This is a genomic window from Paraburkholderia ginsengisoli NBRC 100965 (assembly GCF_000739735.1).
Classification (GTDB): Bacteria; Pseudomonadota; Gammaproteobacteria; order Burkholderiales; family Burkholderiaceae; genus Paraburkholderia; species Paraburkholderia ginsengisoli.
In genome coordinates this window covers 158,700-177,566 of the sequence record NZ_BBJF01000003.1, presented here as the reverse complement: position 1 = coordinate 177,566, position 18,867 = coordinate 158,700, and the positions used below count along the sequence as shown (strand labels likewise).

At 62.7% G+C, this 18,867-nt stretch carries 15 protein-coding genes; 1 reads left to right on the top strand and 14 read right to left on the bottom strand.

Annotation, left to right across the window (positions count from 1 at the left end):
- Positions 1 to 241: 241 nt before the first annotated feature.
- The 7 genes from BGI01S_RS01825 to BGI01S_RS01800 all read right to left on the bottom strand — a co-directional run bounded on the left by BGI01S_RS01825 (position 242) and on the right by BGI01S_RS01800 (position 8,061).
- Positions 242 to 1,066, bottom strand: a complete 825-nt coding sequence (locus tag BGI01S_RS01825; RefSeq protein WP_042321573.1) for a hypothetical protein — start codon at positions 1,064 to 1,066, stop codon at positions 242 to 244.
- Positions 1,053 to 1,688, bottom strand: a complete 636-nt coding sequence (locus tag BGI01S_RS01820; RefSeq protein ID WP_042321571.1) for a hypothetical protein — start codon at positions 1,686 to 1,688, stop codon at positions 1,053 to 1,055. Before BGI01S_RS01820 ends, BGI01S_RS01825 begins: the two co-directional genes overlap by 14 nt.
- Positions 1,689 to 2,072: 384 nt before the next feature.
- Positions 2,073 to 3,878 (bottom strand): ATP-binding response regulator, encoded by a 1,806-nt coding sequence (locus BGI01S_RS01815; protein WP_042321569.1) that lies wholly within the window; start codon positions 3,876 to 3,878, stop codon positions 2,073 to 2,075.
- Between the two features lie 652 nt (positions 3,879 to 4,530).
- A complete protein-coding gene (locus BGI01S_RS30460) occupies positions 4,531 to 4,803 on the bottom strand; it encodes a phage antirepressor KilAC domain-containing protein (protein WP_255219633.1) in 273 nt (90 codons plus the stop codon).
- A gap of 171 nt (positions 4,804 to 4,974) precedes the next feature.
- Positions 4,975 to 5,250 (bottom strand): AlpA family phage regulatory protein, encoded by a 276-nt coding sequence (locus BGI01S_RS29170; protein ID WP_084585238.1) that lies wholly within the window; start codon positions 5,248 to 5,250, stop codon positions 4,975 to 4,977.
- Positions 5,251 to 5,375: 125 nt separating this feature from the next.
- On the bottom strand, positions 5,376 to 6,218 hold the full coding sequence (locus BGI01S_RS01805; RefSeq protein ID WP_042321566.1) for a hypothetical protein: 843 nt from the start codon (positions 6,216 to 6,218) through the stop codon (positions 5,376 to 5,378).
- Between the two features lie 457 nt (positions 6,219 to 6,675).
- Positions 6,676 to 8,061 (bottom strand): amino acid permease, encoded by a 1,386-nt coding sequence (locus BGI01S_RS01800; RefSeq protein ID WP_042321564.1) that lies wholly within the window; start codon positions 8,059 to 8,061, stop codon positions 6,676 to 6,678.
- A gap of 213 nt (positions 8,062 to 8,274) precedes the next feature.
- On the opposite strand from BGI01S_RS01800, the gene BGI01S_RS01795 reads away from it, so the two are divergent.
- Entirely contained in the window at positions 8,275 to 9,207 is a 933-nt protein-coding gene (locus tag BGI01S_RS01795; RefSeq protein ID WP_042321562.1) for an alpha/beta fold hydrolase, read from the top strand.
- 202 nt (positions 9,208 to 9,409) lie between these two features.
- Here the strand turns inward: BGI01S_RS01795 and poxB are convergent, their stop codons facing one another.
- From poxB to BGI01S_RS01760, 7 genes are all read right to left on the bottom strand, one after another.
- Positions 9,410 to 11,134, bottom strand: coding sequence for a ubiquinone-dependent pyruvate dehydrogenase (gene poxB, locus BGI01S_RS01790; RefSeq protein WP_042321560.1), 1,725 nt, complete (start codon positions 11,132 to 11,134; stop codon positions 9,410 to 9,412).
- A gap of 156 nt (positions 11,135 to 11,290) precedes the next feature.
- Positions 11,291 to 12,124 carry a M55 family metallopeptidase gene (locus tag BGI01S_RS01785; RefSeq protein WP_042321558.1) on the bottom strand — a complete coding sequence of 278 codons (834 nt, stop codon included), beginning with the start codon at positions 12,122 to 12,124 and terminating at the stop codon, positions 11,291 to 11,293.
- Positions 12,124 to 13,230, bottom strand: a complete 1,107-nt coding sequence (locus BGI01S_RS01780; protein WP_042321556.1) for a DmpA family aminopeptidase — start codon at positions 13,228 to 13,230, stop codon at positions 12,124 to 12,126. Before BGI01S_RS01780 ends, BGI01S_RS01785 begins: the two co-directional genes overlap by 1 nt.
- On the bottom strand, positions 13,227 to 14,132 hold the full coding sequence (gene gsiD, locus BGI01S_RS01775; RefSeq protein WP_042321555.1) for a glutathione ABC transporter permease GsiD: 906 nt from the start codon (positions 14,130 to 14,132) through the stop codon (positions 13,227 to 13,229). Before gsiD ends, BGI01S_RS01780 begins: the two co-directional genes overlap by 4 nt.
- Before the next feature lie 7 nt (positions 14,133 to 14,139).
- Complete coding sequence (gene gsiC / locus BGI01S_RS01770) at positions 14,140 to 15,060, bottom strand: glutathione ABC transporter permease GsiC (protein WP_042321553.1); 921 nt, start codon at positions 15,058 to 15,060, stop codon at positions 14,140 to 14,142.
- Positions 15,061 to 15,199: 139 nt separating this feature from the next.
- Positions 15,200 to 16,762 carry a glutathione ABC transporter substrate-binding protein GsiB gene (gsiB, locus tag BGI01S_RS01765; RefSeq protein ID WP_042321552.1) on the bottom strand — a complete coding sequence of 521 codons (1,563 nt, stop codon included), beginning with the start codon at positions 16,760 to 16,762 and terminating at the stop codon, positions 15,200 to 15,202.
- Positions 16,763 to 16,881: 119 nt separating this feature from the next.
- Complete coding sequence (locus BGI01S_RS01760) at positions 16,882 to 18,804, bottom strand: dipeptide ABC transporter ATP-binding protein (protein WP_042321551.1); 1,923 nt, start codon at positions 18,802 to 18,804, stop codon at positions 16,882 to 16,884.
- Between the last annotated feature and the right edge of the window lie 63 nt (positions 18,805 to 18,867).

The window sequence follows — 18,867 nt, the reverse complement described above, 5'->3', positions numbered from 1 at the left end:
CGTCCGCAAATGGCAGCCAGCCGCTCACACGTAGCATCCAGCCGATCCGCCGCGCGGCAGGTAATCGCTTCCGTCGCCCCTGCGCTAGCGGCCCACTGGTACCGCGATGACCGCCGATGAATCGCGTCGGCAGGAACGCCGTAAAGACGCTCCAATTCTTTGGCGGTTTGGCCGGAGATGTAGGCGAGCCGAACTGCGGCCCATGTCTCCTTGCTCGGTCTGATAGCCATGGCGGCCCTCGTCACAGGTATATGGTTTGAATGTCGCGGCGGTCGAGCGCCGTGAGAGTGCCAAGCGTTATTTGCACGGTGCAAGCAATCATTGCCCCGTCCGAATCACGCGGCACGGTTAGCGGGTCGGAAACCGATTCGATAACGAGCGGCTGGTAATTCAGGTCGCCGTAGCGCATGCCGATAATCTGCGGCGCGACGGACGGGAAAATGGTCTCAAGCGGGCTTTGCTTCGCGCCGTTTTTAAGCGCACCGGCAATCACACTGTCATTGGACAGGTATGCAGGAAGCGCCCACTGCTTAAGCTGCATGATCGGATCGCGAACCTCTGAGATCGGGTCAAGCAGCGCGCGAAAGTGCAGCGTCATCGACAGCTTCACAGGCGGCATGCCGTTAAAAACCTGCGTCGAGTTCAGCTTGGTAATGCCGGTGCGGCCTTGCGCCTGCTTGAGCAGGCTCTGTACCCCCGATGAGCCTGCCTTGGCGTCATCGCCCTTCAATCCAAAGAACGCCTGCACCTCGGGCGTCAGCGAACCGGACTGAAGCATCGCCGAGATAGTGGGAGCCTGGGACTCTGCGCCCGCGCCTTCAAACGGAGAGTGCCAGTTCGCCGAAAGCTCGCTCGTGCCATCGGTGATTGGCGCGTGGACTTCGAAACCGTCATCCACCGAGTAGCTATCCGCCTCGGAAATCTGACGCACGTCCGTGCTCTGCGACCATCCGCCGTCGTTGTTGCGCTTGAGCGGATAGAACTTCGCGAGCAAAGCCGGGTTGAGCCCCGTCCAGAGTGAACCCAAGATGCGGGGCGCACCAGTCAGTGAATCACTGGCGGCCATTAGCCGTCCCGTCGGTCGAATCGTCAAGCAATGCCAAGTCGAAAAACGGCGCGGACGCCCGGAATGCCTTCAGGCGATCCGCGCGCGCACGCATTGCTGCGAGGTCCGATTGCCACTCAGCAAGCTCGCTTGCGGTCGGGCGCGGCGCGCCAATGCTTTCGATTTGCGCGAGGGTGAGACCAGCCGCCTCCATTGCTTCGAGAGACGCCGCCCGGAGTGTCGCGACGCGACGAACCTGTAGGTCAAGGGCGGTAATTTTCTGCGACAGAGCGAGCAACTCGCTCGCGCACGCGGCCAAAATCGGCTCGACCTCTGCGCGACGTGCATCAGCCGCCGCAACGAACGCGGCGCGCTCAATGTTCGCGAGTTCCCGTTGACGCATCAGGTGCAATTCCCGCTCGCGCAGAACCTGTGCAACAGTCCTGCCGTCGGCAAGCGATTGATGCGCGGCAGCCCACAGCTCGTAGTGCCCGCCCGCATCGACCAGCGCCCGCTCCGCGACCTTGACGCGCTCCATCGCAAGCACGGTGGCGCGGTCCTTCAACGCCCCGAAGTAAATCCGTGCAACTGGCGCTGATGCGTCGCTATCGCCAGCCGCCAAAAACCCTCTCAATTCGTTCATGGTGATTCCTGTCCAAGTAAGGCTCCATGCTCGTCCGGGTCTGGCAGGCCTCCTGACTGCATTTTCCAAGGCGACAGCTTTCGGACAGTTCGTGAGTGTTGCCCGTCGAGATACAATCGGGTATTCGCGCGCGCCCACGCCCAAGCGCGCGTTAGGCGTAAAAGAATTCTGTGTCTGGAAGAAAAAGAGAGGGTATCCCTTCGTTGGCCGGTCACTGCTTGACGGCTGCACGCGACCCGCACAGAGCCCGACGACGGCCGACTCAGGACGACCCGTTTGAGCCACTCATGCGAGAGTCTCGCCCCTCCGTTGCCGAACAAACGTATGGTAATCGCACACGGCACTTCGCTGGCTCTTTTGGGGAGTTCGTAAGGCCGGCCTGAGCTAGGTTTTCGTGTCTGGGATCAGTTGCCGGTCTGATCCCGTGGTAATGAGTCTGGTGATCGCCGCTCTCAGTTTGCTGTTGGAAACCGGCTTGTGAAGCAGCAAGAGTCCGCTGGCCTGAGCCTCCTGCAAGCGGCTGGCGGCCGTATCGCCGGTGATCAACATCGCGGGAATGTTCTCGTTGTATTCACTGCGCAGTCTTCCAATCGCCTCTATTCCATTCTCGTCTTCACGCAGGCGAAGGTCACAGACCAGCAGATCGGGCCGCGTCGTACGTGTCGAAAGCCTCTCGATGGCCTCGTCTGCAGAGCCAGCCACGAGAACTTCATATCCCCATTGGGTGAGTAAATCCAACATGCCTTCGCGGATGGCCTGTTCGTCGTCAATGACCACGACAAATCCCGTCGAAAACATACCGTGGCGTTCGTTAACGAATACCTCCAGTGGGCTCGCAACGCGGTTCGTCTGTGCGATCGAAACCTCGAAACACGACCCTCGTCCAGGCTCCGAACTCAGAGTCAACGGGCATTCCAGAAGGTCCGTCAGACGGCGGACGATCGCCAGGCCAAGCCCGAGTCCCTTTTCGCGGTCCCGTTCTGGATTGCCGACCTGGTAGTACTCCTTGAACACGCGAGCCTGTTGATCTGACGATATCCCGCGTCCGGTGTCCCACACTTGTATCGCGATAAATGGGCCCCTGCGTCGGCATCCCACCACGATCTTGCCGCCATCGGTATAACGCACGGCATTGGACACGAGGTTACGCACGATGCGCTCGACAAGCGTCGGATCGGAATCGACGGTTACGCGGCAGGGTACACATGAGAGGGTGAGGCCTTTGTCTGCGGCTTCGGCCGTATAGTCGCGACAGACGCGATCGAGAACCTGACTAATCAAAAAAGGTCGGCGGTCCACGGGTACGACGCCGGCATCGAGCTTGGAGATATCCAGCAAAGCGGTAAAAAGTCTGTCCATGGCATTGGCCGACGCGTCGATCTGCTCAATCAGGCGCTCCGTACCGGGTGACACCGGGACTTCGCGCAGCGCGCCGACAAACAGACTCAGCGCGTGGATGGGCTGACGCAGGTCATGACTGGCAGCTGCAAGAAAACTGGATTTGGCACGATTAGCCTCCTCGGCAATCTCCTTTTGATGCCTTAGATCGACGGCTAACTCTTCCACCATGATCCTCAGCCTAACGCCTCGTCTGAAGGAGAGATTTGCCATGACGCCAAGAGCGCCTACCACCACGATGAAGAAAAGCGCAATCGGGGCGAATGCAAACTGTACAGCGTCGTCGGACATGAAGCTAACGACCGCATACGGAATTGTCGCCGGCAAGAACAGAGTTAAGAACGCCGGGAGATAGTGGCTGGAAGCCTGAATGGAACCCGCAGCAACACCGGCCGTACCGATAGCCGTGAGGCACATTATTTCAGCGCCTCCACCCGTAGCCAGGTTAATTGATGCCCAGCCCCAGCCGATTCCTTCGGCAAGGCTCGTAGCAGTAAACCACATAGCCCAAAAACTCCACCGACTAATCGAAGGACTGGAGTGTTTGTAGAGGAGGCAAAGCACAACTTGGCTGCCAACACAGGTCGCGATATAGATCACCCAGCGGAAGCCGGCCATCGCATTTAGGTAGCCGAGGTGGTGAATGATGAGCGCAAGCATTACCGCAAAGAGCATTGCGCCAATGGCACTCGGCATTACGGTCCGGTACAGAGCGGCAACTTGTTCGGCGGCTAGACGTTCCCTTGGCGGCAACGATGTTTCCGACGAAAACTCGGGAAAAGTTGATGCCATGACGTGTTCCTAATGTTAGCTTTCAGGCGTCGCTGCTCAGCGCAAACAGCAAACCCAGCGACAGAGACTTAAAAATGATTTTCATTATTGAATCGCGCTTATTTGAGCAATGAAAATATACCAGCAGGCCCAGTTTGAACCTTACGCTGCCAGTCTAGGGCCGTTAGAGGCGAATCAATTGTCAAAAATCTACAAGACAACATTAAGCGGCCGAAACTGGCCGAGGGTGTGTCAAAACTCAAAAACACTAGATTTTAGGGGGTCGCTTTACCCTTCCCGGAGGGTCACGAAGCCCGTATAGAGCGTTCTGACAAGCCGACTTTCTAGCCAAGTCGAAGCGCCATGCGTTTTGACACACCCTCGGCCGGTCTCTGTCTCATGAGACTGCCAGCATCAATGCGTAATGTCGTTCGCGGGGACGTCAGCACTCAGAAGGCATATTGGCGGGCACTTGGCGAGTCTTCGTCAGAGGTGCCAGCGCGAACGTTTTACCGTGGCCACGGCTCGCACCCTGAGTTTCGGGTCGTCATCGGCTAAGCATTCGAGAATTCTCGCTGAGCAGCATGACGGCTGCATCGAACACTGGCAGCGTCCGCGTGACTCACGCAACGCGCGGGCGCGCATGCGTGCATAAAAATTCGCGCGCGTCGGCTCACGTTGCAGGGTCAGCCTCCGGATTCACGCCGAGGCGGCGAGCGAGTTCCTGAAAGCCCACCGCCGTGATTTGCGGCCACGACACGGCCCCCTTGCCGCGCTGAACGGCCCACCCCTCGGACAGCGCGTGACTCGTCGCATGCCGTCCGCCGCCAAACGTCCGATGCAGCCAGCCCTCGCGGTCGAGCCATTCGAAAAGGCTGCTGCGACGCGTCCCGAGGGCTTGCGCTGCTTTCGTCACGCTCAAGCAGCCAGCGCACGGATCGGCCATTCTTTGGCGCTCGGCGTGGCGCTCATAGATGGCTTGCACGCGCGCGTCATCGAGCGGTTTTGCGCCACACTGCACGAGGAGGCGGTTCCACCTGGCGGCCCGTTTCGCGAATCGACGGGGCATTTTCGGAGAGCGGTCACTCATCGCGATTCGCCCCGCGAATGAGCGCCATCACGGCGGTGCGCACGTCTTGATTTGCCCGGAGACGGGCGAGCAGGTCGCCGGGTTTGTCGGTCGCCGATTCGCGGCGTACCCGCGTGCGCCGCTCGACGGCACGCAGGACCGCCCGCGCGTCCTCCATCCAACGCTGCGCGACGACAAATGAATCGCGGGTGGAAAGGTCTTGTCTTTGATGCGCTGATAGATCGTGCTGCGCGAAAGGCCAGTTGCGGCTTCTACCTGTTTGCGGCGCAGGATGGTGAGTGCGGATTTGATTTGCTCGTTCATGCTCGGCTCTGGAAGAACGCTCCGGGACGATCCCGGAACACAGAGCGAAGGCTAGAGAAGAGCGAGCAGGAAGAACCCAATATTGGTTTCACCGTTCCCAATATTGGGGTTCAGGGTAGAAATCGTTACTTTGGGTCCAGCCGATCGATCAATTTAGCCGCCTCTTTAAGTCTGTCGCGCAACATTTGCTCGCTTACGCTGACGCCTTTTGATGCCATATCGGAAATGACTTGCCCAATACCCTCAAGACGGCCGCCATGAATATCGATACCGTGTCCGGACATGGCGAGGCCGCCGATCAGCCGAAGCATCGCAGTTCTACTTTTGCCCTGTGCTTGGTTGCCTGACAGTTCGCGGATTCTCGTACCGGCAGCATCTAATGAACCCGTCAATTGACCAACCTCATCTGCCAGCGCGGAGGTCTGCTCTCGCAGGTTGTCGCGCTCTGTCTCAACGTTTGAAAGCGCGGCGAGTTCTCGCATCAATATGTCGCGCGCGGTTTCGGCGGCGCGCAAGCGCTCAATCAACGCCGCATCGCTGGCCGGTAATGGACTGACTTCCGGGAAAAAGAAACCTGACTTGACACCACGCGAGGTCAACCATTCCCTCAGATCATCGGCGAGTATGGTGGCCGAGCCGGGGTTGATAGGCCCGGCAATCTCACATCCCGGCATCATCACGTGCGCCATCGCCGCCATTTCCTCGTCAATCACGAGGTTCAATTTTGCCGGGAGCGTCCCTCCCTCAACGGCGTGCAGCAACGATTTCAAGGCTACATCAAATGAATCTGCCTTACTGTTTAGATCGGTGGCACCCTTATCGAGAGGTTCGAAACGCGGGAGGTGGTAACGCTTGCATATGCCTCTACGCGGCGGGCAAACACGGCTCGGTTTCTCCCCGACGAGCAAGGCGGCGGCATCAACTAGCGTATAGGTGTCAGCGATTCGGTATAAATCTAGTTCGTCCATGCGCCCTCACGCAAAACCCCTCATAAAGGAGGCCGCGCCTGCCGGGTGAGGGAACCCGGTTTGCGATCCGTCGATCGGGCGCGACCACGGATCATTCTACTGGGTTTTAATACAGCACCGGAACACGTTGGAACATTGTGGATAAGCAGGGCAGCGCGCGGAGTCTGGGGGTATTTTTGGGGGTATGTTTGGAATAAAAAACAGTCAGGCCCGCTACAGGAAATCGATAGCAAGGATTTTTTCAGTCCGGCCCTGCCATCAAGCATGACGGCATAGTCCGACGCATTCCAGAAACCCGCGAGAGCATCAGGCTTCGCGGGTTTTTTGTTGCCTGTTGAGTGCTGCGACGAGCCCGCCAGCTGGTCTATGACGTTGAAGTCATTTGGCCGCCATGGCCACAATGAACTGCGTGAGCGAAAAATCCCCGCCCACGCAATCTCACGCAAACAGACACGCCTTAACGCCCTGCCACCCGCGCCCCACGATGCAGCTCCGCGCGCCGACGTTTGAACGCATAGCCACCCCACATCACCAGCAGCCACACCGGCACGAGCAGCACCGAGACCGACAGGCCCGGCGTCATCGCCAGGATCACGAGAATCAGCGCCATGAACGCGAGGCAGATCCAGTTGCTCACCGGGAACCAGAACGACTTGAACACGAGCGTTTCGCCCGCCGCCGCCATCGCCTTGCGCGACTTCAGATGCGTCAGGCTGATCAGCGCCCAGTTCAGCACCAGCGCCGCGACCACCAGCGCCATCAGCAAACCGAGTGCTTCGGCCGGAATCAGATAGTTGATGATCACGCAGGTGAACGTAGCGAGCGCCGACAGCCCGATCGCCATATACGGCACGCCGCGCCGGTCGACCTTCATCAGTGCGCGCGGCGCATTGCCCTGCTCCGCGAGACCGTAGAGCATACGGCTATTCGCATACACGCCGCTGTTGTACACCGACAGCGCCGCCGTCAGCACCACTACGTTGAGCACGTTCGCCGTCAGCGTCGAGCCGATCTGCGAGAAGATCATCACGAACGGGCTGCCACCCGCCGCCACCTGATTCCACGGATACAGCGACAGCAGCACCGCGAGCGAGCAGATGTAGAAAATCAGAATCCGGTAGATCACCTGATTCACGGCCTTCGGAATGCTCTTCTGCGGATCGGCCGCTTCGGCCGCCGTAATGCCGATCAGTTCCAGCCCGCCGAACGAGAACATGATCACCGCGAGCATCATGAAGAGCCCATGGAAACCGTGCGGGAAAAACCCGCCGTGGCTCCACAGATTGGTGATCGACGCTTGCGGGCCGCCGTGGCCGCTGATCAGCAGAAAGCCGCCGAACACGATCATGCCGATCACCGCCACGACCTTGATGATCGCGAACCAGAATTCGGTTTCGCCGTACGCCTTGACGTTGGCGAGGTTGATCGCGTTGATCGCGGCGAAGCACACCAGCGCCGACACCCACGTGGGCACGCCCGGCCACCAGTAGTGCACGTAGGTACCGACCGCCGTCAGTTCGGCCATGCTGACGAGCACGTATAGCACCCAGTAGTTCCAGCCCGACAGGAAGCCGGGAAAGTCGCCCCAGTACTTGTACGCGAAGTGACTGAACGAACCGGCGACCGGCTCCTGCGCGACCATTTCGCCCAGCTGCCGCATGATCATGAAGGCGATGATGCCGCCGATCGCGTAGCCGAGAATCATCGACGGGCCGGCCGCCTGCAGCACGCTCGCGGAGCCGAGAAAGAGACCGGTGCCGATGGCGCCCCCCAGCGCGATCAACTGGATGTGGCGATTCTTCAGGCCGCGTTTCAGGCCGTCTTGTTGCTGTGCACTATTCAAATTGCGCCCCAGTGTATGGATATCGATCACCCAGTCGAACTTGTGGTCCGGCCCGGCAAAACCGGCAATTTTACCCTGCCCGATATAACCTAAATACTGGGACCAACCCGCGTTGGTTCAGCGCCGCACTTAATCGCGAGGATAGTGATTGTCACTGGCGGGGCGCTTCGGTATGTTGCGCTAGTCGAAGTTTTCCGCCTGCGGAGATTCCACATGTCGCCCAAACGTCTGCTTTGCGCCGCTGCTTTGTCTCTGTGCTTCGCGGGATCGGCCGCCTTTGCGCAAACGGCGGCCCCCACGGCGCAACGTGCCGACCAGCCCGGCGCGCAAACCAGCGCGCCCGAGGCGCCCGCCCCCGTCCTGGCCCCGGTCGCGCCGACGGCCGCGCCCGCCAGTCCCGCGCCTTCGACCGCCTCCGCTCCCAGATCAGCCGCTGCGACCCTGACCGGCCCGGTGCGCAACATCGTGCTGGTCCACGGCGCATTCGTCGACGGGTCGAGCTGGAATGGCGTGGTTGCGAAACTGCAGCAGAAGGGCTACCACGTGAGTTCGGTGCAGAACCCGCTCACGTCGCTCGCCGACGATGTCGCCGCCACGCGCCGCGTGCTCGCGCGCCAGGACGGTCCGACGATTCTCGTGGGGCACTCGTGGGGCGGCGTCGTGATCACCGAAACGGCCGCGAATGCGCCGAACGTCGCGGGCCTCGTGTACGTCGCCGCGATCGCGCCGGATCTGCACGAATCGACGGTGGACCTGATGAAGCGCGCCGCGCCGGCGCCCGCGGGCCAGGCCATCATCGCGGACGCGAACGGCTTCCTGTGGCTCGACCGCGCGCGTTATCACGCCGACTTCGCCGCCGACGTGCCCGAGCACGTGACGCGCGTGCTCTCGGCCGCACAGGTGCCGATCGCGCAAAAAGCATTTAGCGAAACGGTCAGCCAGGTCGGCTGGAAGGACAAGCCGTCGTGGTACGTGCTGACGACGAAAGACCGGGCAGTGTCGCCGGAAGTGCAGAAATTCATGGCCGACAGGATGGGCGCGAAGGTCGTGCCGATGGCGTCGAGTCATCTCGCGCCGGTGTCGCACGCGGAGGCGATTGCCGATGTGATCGACCGTGCGGCGCGGGAGCTGAGCCGGCAGCAATAGGCTGGGGGCATGCGTGGCTGCGGTCGCGGCTGCGGCGTGAGGGTGTGGCTGCTGTGGATGCTTCTGCTTGGCGCGAGGCTGCGGAAGCGGCTGCACGTTAGACTGCCGCGCGCGAATGGCATGTGCGATGTGCGACGCGCGCCCTACCCTCGCCGCAACCGCCCGCACCATCCAGCGCACCTCACCTCACCCCGCCCCGACCTCAGCGCAGATTAGTCGTCGCCAGTTCCACCACCTCATCCCCTCGCCCATTCAACACCGCCTTCAGCATGTACAGACTGAAGCCCTTCGCCTGCGCCCACTGAATCTTCGGCGGCAACGCGAGTTCATGCTTCGCGGTCACCACGTCGATCACCGCCGGCCCGGGATGCGCGAACGCTTCGCGCAACGCCGGTTCGATGTTCTCCGACAGTTCGATACGGACTCCGTAGATTCCCGCGCCGCGCGCGATCGCCGCGAAATCGGTCGCGGCGAGATCGGTGCCCGCTTCGAGGTAGCCACCCGCCTTCATCTCCATCGCGACAAAGCCGAGCGTGCTGTTGTTGAACACCACTACCTTGATCGGCAGATCGAGCTGGCGCGCGCTGAGGAGGTCGCCGAGCAGCATCGACAAACCGCCGTCGCCCGACAGCGCGATCACCTGGCGGCCCGGCTCGGCCGCCTGCGCGCCGAGCGCCTGCGGCATCGCATTGGCCATCGAGCCGTGATTGAACGAGCCGTGCAGACCGCGCTTGCCGTTCATCGTCAGATACCGCGCGGCCCATAGCGTCGGCGTGCCGACATCGGCGCAGAACACCGCGTCCTCGTTGGCGACTTTATCGACGATGCTGGTGAGGTACTGCGGATGAATCGCACGTCCCGGATCGGAGGGCCGTGCGAGATCGTCGAGACCCTTGCGGGTGTCCGCGTAATGCTTGCGCGCATTCTCGACGAAGCGCCGGTCGGTCTTGCGCGTGAGCTTCGGCAACAGCGCCTGCAGCGTCGCCTTGACGTCGCCGACGAGCCCCAGCTTCAGCGGCGCGCGCTTGCCGAGCGCGGAGCCGCGCCGGTCGATCTGCACCACGTTGCCGTGCGACGGATAGAAGTTGCGATACGGAAAGTCGGTGCCGAGCATCACGAGCGTGTCGCAGGACATCATCGCGTGATAGCCGGAGCTGAAGCCGATCAATCCGGTCATGCCGACGTCGAACGGGTTGTCCCATTCGATGTACTGCTTGCCGCGCAACGCGTGCACGATCGGCGCGCCGAGCTGGTCGGCGAACGCGACCACTTCGTCGTGCGCGTCCGCGCAACCGCTGCCGCACAGCAGCGTCACGCCGCCCGCCTGATTCAGCAGATCGGCGAGGCGGTCGATGTCGGCGGCGGACGGCACCAGCGTCGAGCGCTCCAGCGTACCCGCCCATGCGGGCGTTTCGTCGGGCGCGTCGCCGAGCGCGACGTCTCCCGGCAGCACGATCACCGCGACGCCGCGTTCCTCGATCGCGGTGCGCATCGCCCGCGCCAGCACGCGCGGAAACTGCGACGGGTTCGTCACCAGTTCGACGTAGTGACTACACTCCTTGAACAACTCTTGCGGATGGGTTTCCTGGAAGTAGCCGAGACCGATTTCCGACGACGGAATATGCGCGGCAATCGCGAGCACGGGCTGATGATTGCGATGACAGTCGTACAGCCCGTTGATCAGATGCAGATTGCCCGGCCCGCAACTGCCCGCGCAGACGGCGAGCTTGCCGGTTGCGGCGGCGTCGGCGCCAGCGGCGAAGGCTGCGACTTCTTCGTGGCGCGTGTGCATCCAGCGGATCGAGCCGAGCCGTTGCAGGCTGTCCGACAGGCCGTTGAGGCTGTCGCCCGTCACGCCCCAGATCCGTTCGACGTCGGCTGCCGCCAGGGTTCTGGCCAGATAATCCGCGATAGTCTGCTTACCCATGCTGTACTCCGCTCAGTGAGAAAGTCGGTGCCTCCGGAATGCCAGAGAGTAACGCTTCCTCGCGAAACGTGCCGTCAGGGGGCCTTTTTTCGCGGGTCGTAAGCGCAGCGAAATAGTCGCGTCGGCAAGACGCGCGCGGCTGCGGATCGGCGGAGCCTATCGCAGCATGAACGACATCGCCGACAGACAGTTCAGCATCCGCACCGCATGTTCCGCCGACGCCGCGCTAAAGCGCAACGTCACCGCGTCGACACGCGCGAGCGTCGGCCATTGGCAGAACAGATCGGCAAGCGCGCTGGTCTGTACGCGCAGTTCGCAGTCGACCGGCTTCGCGTCGGCGCGCGTCGCGTGCGGCGCATGGCCATCGGCGATATGCTGCCGGACCACTTCGCATGCGGCGCCGCGAATCGCCTCGCGCGCGCTCGCCGGTGATTGCGTGACGCCGCTCGCGTGCCCCGTCGCGCTCTTCGTGACGACGAAACGCGCGTGTGGAAATCGCGGCGCGGTTTCCTCGGCGAACACGTCGTCGCCCGATAAAAGCGCGACACGTGCGCCATATTCTTCGGCGAGCGCGCCATACACGCCCGCTTCGCCAACCTCGACGCCGTTGAACGACACTCGCGCGAACGCGAAGCTGTTGATCGTGTGCGCAAGGATGCCGCGCGTTTGCGCCATCGCGTGATAGCCGATCATGAACACCAGCGCCGCGCCGTATTCGAGCCCGGCCATCATGCCGAGCGTGCGCGGTTTGCCGAGCACCACCTGGGCGCGCGGATCGAGCAGATCGGGCAGCAGGTTGCGAAAGCCGCCGTGCGAGTCGTTGACCCACACGTCGGTCGCGCCGCCTGCGAACGCACCTTCGATCGCGGCATTGGCTTCGAGCGTCATCCAGCGGCGCGCGGCTTCATACTCGCCGTTGCCCGCGCGCGTCTGCTCGGGATGAAACACGCCGGCCACGCCTTCGATGTCGGCGGAAATAAGGACTTTCATCAGCGAGTGGACTTCAGTAGTTGAGCGAGATCGGGCACGCTGTCGCGTAGCGATAAACGTCGATGACCGTCGCGGCCCGTCACGGAGACGGCGCTCCACAACGCGTCGACGATGGCCTGCTCGACGCTGTCCGCGCACGCGCGAAACAGCGGGTCCAGACGCGCGTCGGCGACGAGCGGCGGCAGTGCGATGAAGTCGGCCGCGTGCGGCACCGTATAAGCGGTCGAAAACGCCAGTGCGATATCGCCGCTGCCGTGGCCGTACACCGAGCCGGTTCGCGCGAGCCCCGCCGCCGCGCGCAACGAGAGGCGCTTGAGCTGGCGCGCGTCGAGCGGCGCGTCGGTGGCGACGATCATGATGATCGAGCCTTGCTCGGGCTTCGTCGCCGTTGCCTTTGCAGTTGCTGCTTCAGCGGACGCTTGCGCCATGCGCGCGCGTTCGGCCAGCAGGCGCCCAAGCGGCATGCCGTCTATGGTCAGCATCGGCAGACGGCCGAAGTTCGCCAGCACCAGCGCGCCGAGCGTATAGCCGCGCCCCGCCACCTCGACCGCACGCGACGCGTTGCCGATGCCGCCCTTCAGATCGAAGCACGACATCCCGCGCCCTGCGCCGACCGCGCCGCTCGCGACCTCAGTCCCAGCGTTGTCGAACGCGTCGTTGAAATGCTGTTCGGTGACGGCCAGCGCCTGGATGTCGTTCAGATAGCCGTCGTTGCATTCGAACACGAGCGGATTGACCGTCGACCACTCGCGCCCGATCTGCGGATTCGCACGAACAGCCGAGCGAATCTGCGCCTGCGCCACCGCCGCGACGCCGAACGTGTTGGTCAACGCGATCGGGGTTTCGAGCGTGCCGAGTTCGTCGACCTGCACGAGCCCGATGCTTTTGCCGAAGCCGTTGATCACCGACGCCGCGGCCGGCACCTTGTCGATAAACGGATCGCCGCGATGCGGACGGATCACCGTCACGCCGGTTTGCAGCGCGTCCTGATCCAGGGTGCAATGTCCGACAGTCACGCCCGGCACGTCCGCAATCGTGCCGAGCGGCCCGCTTGCCAACGTGCCGATAGGCGGCGCGTGAGGTGCTGAATCGTCGTGCGGGCTCATGGCCGGTCGAGCTTCGGATCGAGCGCGTCGCGCAGGCCGTCGCCGAGCAGATTGAACGCGAGCACGGTCAGGAAGATCGCGAGGCTCGGAAACAGCGCGATGTGCGGCGCGGTCACCATGTCGGCGCGCGCTTCGTTGAGCATCGCGCCCCATTCGGGGGTCGGCGGTTGCGCGCCGAGGCCGAGAAACGACAGGCTCGCCGCGGTGATGATCGACGTGCCGATACGCATCGTGAAGTACACCACCACCGACGAAATCGTGCCCGGCAGAATGTGGCGCACGATGATGGTCCAGTCCGACGCGCCGATGCTGCGCGCCGCTTCGATATACGTGAGCTGCTTGAGCATCAGCGTGTTGCCGCGCACGAGCCGCGCGAACGCGGGAATACTGAAGATCGCCACCGCGCAGATCACATTGATCATGCCGTTGCCGAGAATCGCGACCACGCCGATCGCCAGCAGAATGCCGGGGAAAGCGAACAGCACGTCGGCGACGCGCATCGTGATGCGATCCCACCAGCCTTCGTAATAACCGGCCAGTAGTCCGAAGAAAGTGCCGATCACCGCGCCGATCGCCACCGACAGAAAGCCCGCTTCGAGCGAAATGCGCGAGCCCGCCAGAATGCGGCTGAAAATATCGCGGCCCAGCGAGTCGACGCCGAACCAGTGCGCGGCCGACGGTCCCGCGTTCAACGCGTCGTAGTCGAAGAAATTCTCCGGGTCGTACGGCACGATATGCGGCGCGGCAATCGCGACCGCGACCAGCAGCAGCACGAAAACGCCGGCGGCGAGCGCCACGTGCTGCTTGCGAAATTTGCGCCAGAACTCGCTCCACGGTGTGCGGATCGTGCGTTCCACCAGAGCGGTCGTCGCCGCATTCGCCTCGGTTGCAGAGATGCTCATGCGGGCCTCACTTGAAACGGATGGTCGGATTGATCACGGCGTACAGCACGTCCACGATCAGATTGATGATGATGAATTCGAGCGAGAACAACAGCACTTCGGCCTGAATCACCGGATAGTCGCGCATCGACACGGCGTCCACCAGCAGGCGCCCGAGGCCCGGCCAGTTGAACACCACCTCGACCACGATCGAGCCGCCCAGCAAAAAGCCGAATTGCAGACCCATCATCGTGATGACGGGAATCAGCGCGTTGCGCAGGCAGTGTTTGACGATCACGAACCGCTCAGGCACGCCCTTGGCGCGCGCGGTGCGCACGAAATCCTCGTGCATCACTTCGACGAACGACGCTCGCGTGAAGCGCGCCATCACCGCCGCGACGGCCGCGCCGAGCGTCAGCGACGGCAGCACGTAGCTGCGCCATGAGCCGTCGGCGACGATCGGCAGCCAGCCGAGCTTCACCGAGAATATTTCCATCAGCAGCATGCCGAGCGCGAACGCCGGAAACGAAATGCCCGACACCGCGAGCGTCATGCCGAGCCGGTCGGGCCAGCGATTGCGCCACACCGCCGAGACGATGCCGAGCGCCATGCCGATCACGACCGCCCACACCATACTCGTGATCGTGAGCCACAGCGTCGGCATGAAGCGCTCGGCGATTTCCTGGCTGACCGGCCGCTTGCTGCGCGTCGAAATGCCGAAGTCGCCGTGCGCGATGCGCCAGAAGAAGTTGACGAACTGCTGCGGCATCGGCCGGTCGAGACCGAGGTCGGCGCGCACCAGCGCGACGGTCGCCTCGTCCGCTTCGGGGCCGGCGGCGAGCCGCGCCGGATCGCCCGGCAGCAGATGCACGAACAGGAACACCAGCACGGCGACGATGAAAAGCGTCGGCAGCAGGCCACTAAGACGTTTGACGAGGAAGTTCAGCATGAAACCCAATCCGGCAATGTGCGGGCAACGAGGAGTCGTGTGCGGCGATAGATCGGCGGTAGTGCGGTAGCGCGACAGTGCGCCTCTGCGGAGCGGCGTATTTCATCGAATACGTCGCGCCGCAGATTTCACGCACGACCTACTTGATCGCGATCTCGTCGAAATTGAACGAGCCGTCCGGCGCGACATAAGCACCCGACAGACGCTTGCTGCGCGCGTACACGACCTTCTCCTTGACGAGGAAGATCCACGGCGCGTCGGCCCAGATGCGCTTTTGCGCGTCACCGTAGAGCGAGGCCTTCTGCGCGCGGTCGGTGGTCAGGAGCGCCTTCGACAGATCGCCATCGACCGAATCGTTCTTGTAGTACGCGGTATTCATCAGCTTCGGCGGCGCCGACACGGAGGCGAGCAGCGGCGACAGCGCCCAGTTCGCTTCGCCCGTCGATGCCGACCATCCGATGTAATACATCCGCACCGGCGCGGTCGCCGGGTCTTGCGCGCTCTCCACTCGCGCGACGCTCTGACCTGCTTCGAGCGCTTCGACCTTGGCCTTGATGCCGACCTGCGACAGCTGTTGCTGGACGAACTGGATCACCTTCTGCGCCGTCGAGTGGTTATACGCGGACCACAGCGTCGTTTCGAAGCCGTTCGGATAACCCGCGTCCTTCAGCAGTTTGCGCGCCTTCGCCGGATCGTACGGCCAGGGGCCGAGCTTCACCGCGTAGTCGACGCCTTGCGGCACTACGCCGTCAGCCGGCGTCGCATAACCGGCAAACGCGACCTTCGCCAGTGCCTCCTTGTTGATCGCGTAGTTCAGCGCTTCGCGGACCTTCGGGTTGTCGAACGGCTTCTGGTTGACGTTCAGACTGATGTAGCGCTGGATAATCGAAGGCGAAGCGATCAGGTCGACCTTTGGGCTCGATTGCAATTGCGCGGCCTGTTCGAACGGCACCGAGAATGCGAAATCCGCTTCGCCGGTACGCATCAACGCGGCGCGCGTGTTGTTGTCGGCCACCGGCTTCCAGTCGATCGCGTCGATCTTCGGATAACCCTTCTTCCAGTAGCCGGTGAATTTCTTCACCGTCATATCGCCGGCCGGGTCCCACTTCACGAGTTCGAACGGACCCGTGCCAACCGGATGGAACGCGATGTCCTTGCCGTATTTTTTCAACGCCGTTGGCGAGATCATCACCGCCGAAGGATGCGCGAGCGTGTTGATGAACGCCGAGAACGGCGCCTTCAGCGTGATCTTCACCGTGTACGGATCGACTACCTCGGTTTTTTCGATCTGGTTGAACATGTTGTAGCGCTTCAACCTGTTCGCCGGATCGGTCACACGGTCGAAGTTCGCTTTCACAGCCGCCGCGTTGAAATCGGTGCCGTCCTGGAACTTCACGCCGTGGCGCAGCTTGAACGTGTAGACCTTCGCATCCGGGATCGCCTCGTAACTGTCGGCCAGCACGTTGACCAGCTTCATGTCCTTGTCGAAACCGAACAGGCCTTGGTAGAACGACTTGGAGACGGCTTGCGACAGCGTGTCATTCGCGTCGTATGGATCGAGCGACGTGAAGTTCGACGCGACGGCCATCACCGCCGTGGTGTCGGCGTGCGCAAGATTGCCCGCGAGCATCGCGAACACCATCGCGCCGCCGCTGATCAGCGTGCGCAAACGAAACGGAGAAGACGGGACCAGCAGGTTCATGAGGTTGGCTCCAGGCTGCGAGATGAAACTGAGTTGAGGTTGTGAGAGGCTCGTTTTGCTTCGGGTTCTGTTTCGGTACTGCTTCAGTTTTTGCCCTGCCGATTCGAAGGCGGCGCCGATCAGTAAGCCCCGCCCACGCGATGCTGCGCGACGTAGTGATCAGGTCCCACCGCCACCAGCGGCGCGACGAGCGGCTCGTCGTCGAGCGCGCGAATCGGGCTCGGAATGTCGTCGGCGGCGAGCATGCGCTTCGCGTGCCGGCGCGCCGGATCGGCCACCGGCACGGCGCCCATCAGCTTCTTCGTGTACGGATGCTGGGGCGCTTCGAACACCGCGCGACGCGGTCCGATCTCGACGATCTGCCCGAGATACATCACCGCGACGCGATGACTGACGCGCTCCACCACGGCCATGTCGTGCGAAATGAACAGGTACGCAACGCCAAGTTCGCGTTGCAGATCGAGCATCAGATTGACGATCTGCGCCTGCACCGACACGTCGAGTGCGGACACCGATTCGTCGGCGATCACGACTTTCGGATTCAACGCGAGCGCGCGCGCAATTGCGATGCGTTGCCTTTGGCCGCCGGAGAATTCGTGCGGATAACGGCGCGCGGCTTCGGCGGGCAGGCCGACTTTTTCGAGCAGCCACGCAACGCGCGCCTGCGCCTCTGCACCCTGCGCGACGCCATGCACGAGCAGCGGCTCCATGATCGAGAAGCCGACGGTAAGACGCGGATTGAGCGACGCGAACGGATCCTGGAAAATGAACTGGATGTCGCGGCGCAACGCCTGCAACGCGGGTCCGGTCAGCGAACTGATTTCCTTGCCGTCGAATTCGATTGAGCCGCTCTGACTTTCGACCAGACGCAACAGCGAGCGTCCGGTGGTCGACTTGCCGCAACCCGATTCGCCGACGAGCGCGAGCGTTTCGCCCGGCCGCAGATCGAAGCTGACCTTCTCGACGGCATGCACACGGCCCGTCACGCGACCGAACATGCCGCTTCGCACCGGAAAGCGCGTGACCAGGTCGCGCACGCGCAGAATCGGCGGCGTGCTTTGCTGCACGAGCGGTTGCGTTTCTTCGGCGACTGCCGCCGCGGGCCGCACGGCGGCGTCGGTGCCGCTCAGACTCGCCTGCTCGATGGTGAGAATCGGAAAGCGCGCCGGTTGATCGGTGCCCTGCATCGCGCCTAGACGCGGCACGGCCGCCAGCAGCGCTTTGGTGTATGGATGCGACGGCGCGGCGAACAGCGTGTCCGACGCGCCCTCCTCGACCTTCTCGCCGCGATACATCACCAGCACGCGGTCCGCCACTTCGGCGACCACGCCCATGTCGTGCGTGATGAAGATCACGCCCATGTTCATCTCGTCCTGCAAGCCGCGAATCAGTTGCAGGATCTGCGCCTGAATCGTCACGTCGAGCGCGGTGGTCGGCTCATCGGCGATCAGCAGTGCGGGCTTGCACGACAGCGCCATCGCGATCATCACGCGCTGGCGCATGCCGCCTGACAGCTGGTGCGGAAAGCGCGCCGCCACCCGCCGTGCTTCAGGAATCCGAACGAGTTCGAGCAGGCGCAGCGTTTCGGCATGTGCGGCCTGACGGCTCTTGCCCTGATGCAATGCAATCGCTTCGCTGATCTGATCGCCCACCGTGAAGACCGGATTCAACGAGGTCATCGGCTCCTGGAAGATCATCGCGATGTCGGCGCCGCGAATCGAACGCATCGTGCCGGACGACGCTTGCGCGAGGTCGAGCACGCTGCCGTCGCGGCGCCGGAATGCGACGCTGCCGCCGGCAAGGCGCCCACCGCCATGCTCGATCAGCCGCATCAACGCGAGAGAGGTCACCGATTTGCCCGAGCCCGATTCGCCGACGATCGCCAGCGTCTCGCCGCGGTCCACTGTGAGCGACAGATTGCGCACCGCGTTGAAGGTCGAGTTGCCGCGGCGAAACGCGACCGACAGATCGTCGACCGCGAGCACGCGCTGCGGCGGCAAGGTTTCGATAAGCGGACGGGCGGTGTGCGATGAAGTCGGCACGGTGATTCCTTTGAATTCGAACGCGGCTAACGTGGGTTCAGGCGAGTGGGTTCAAACGGCGCT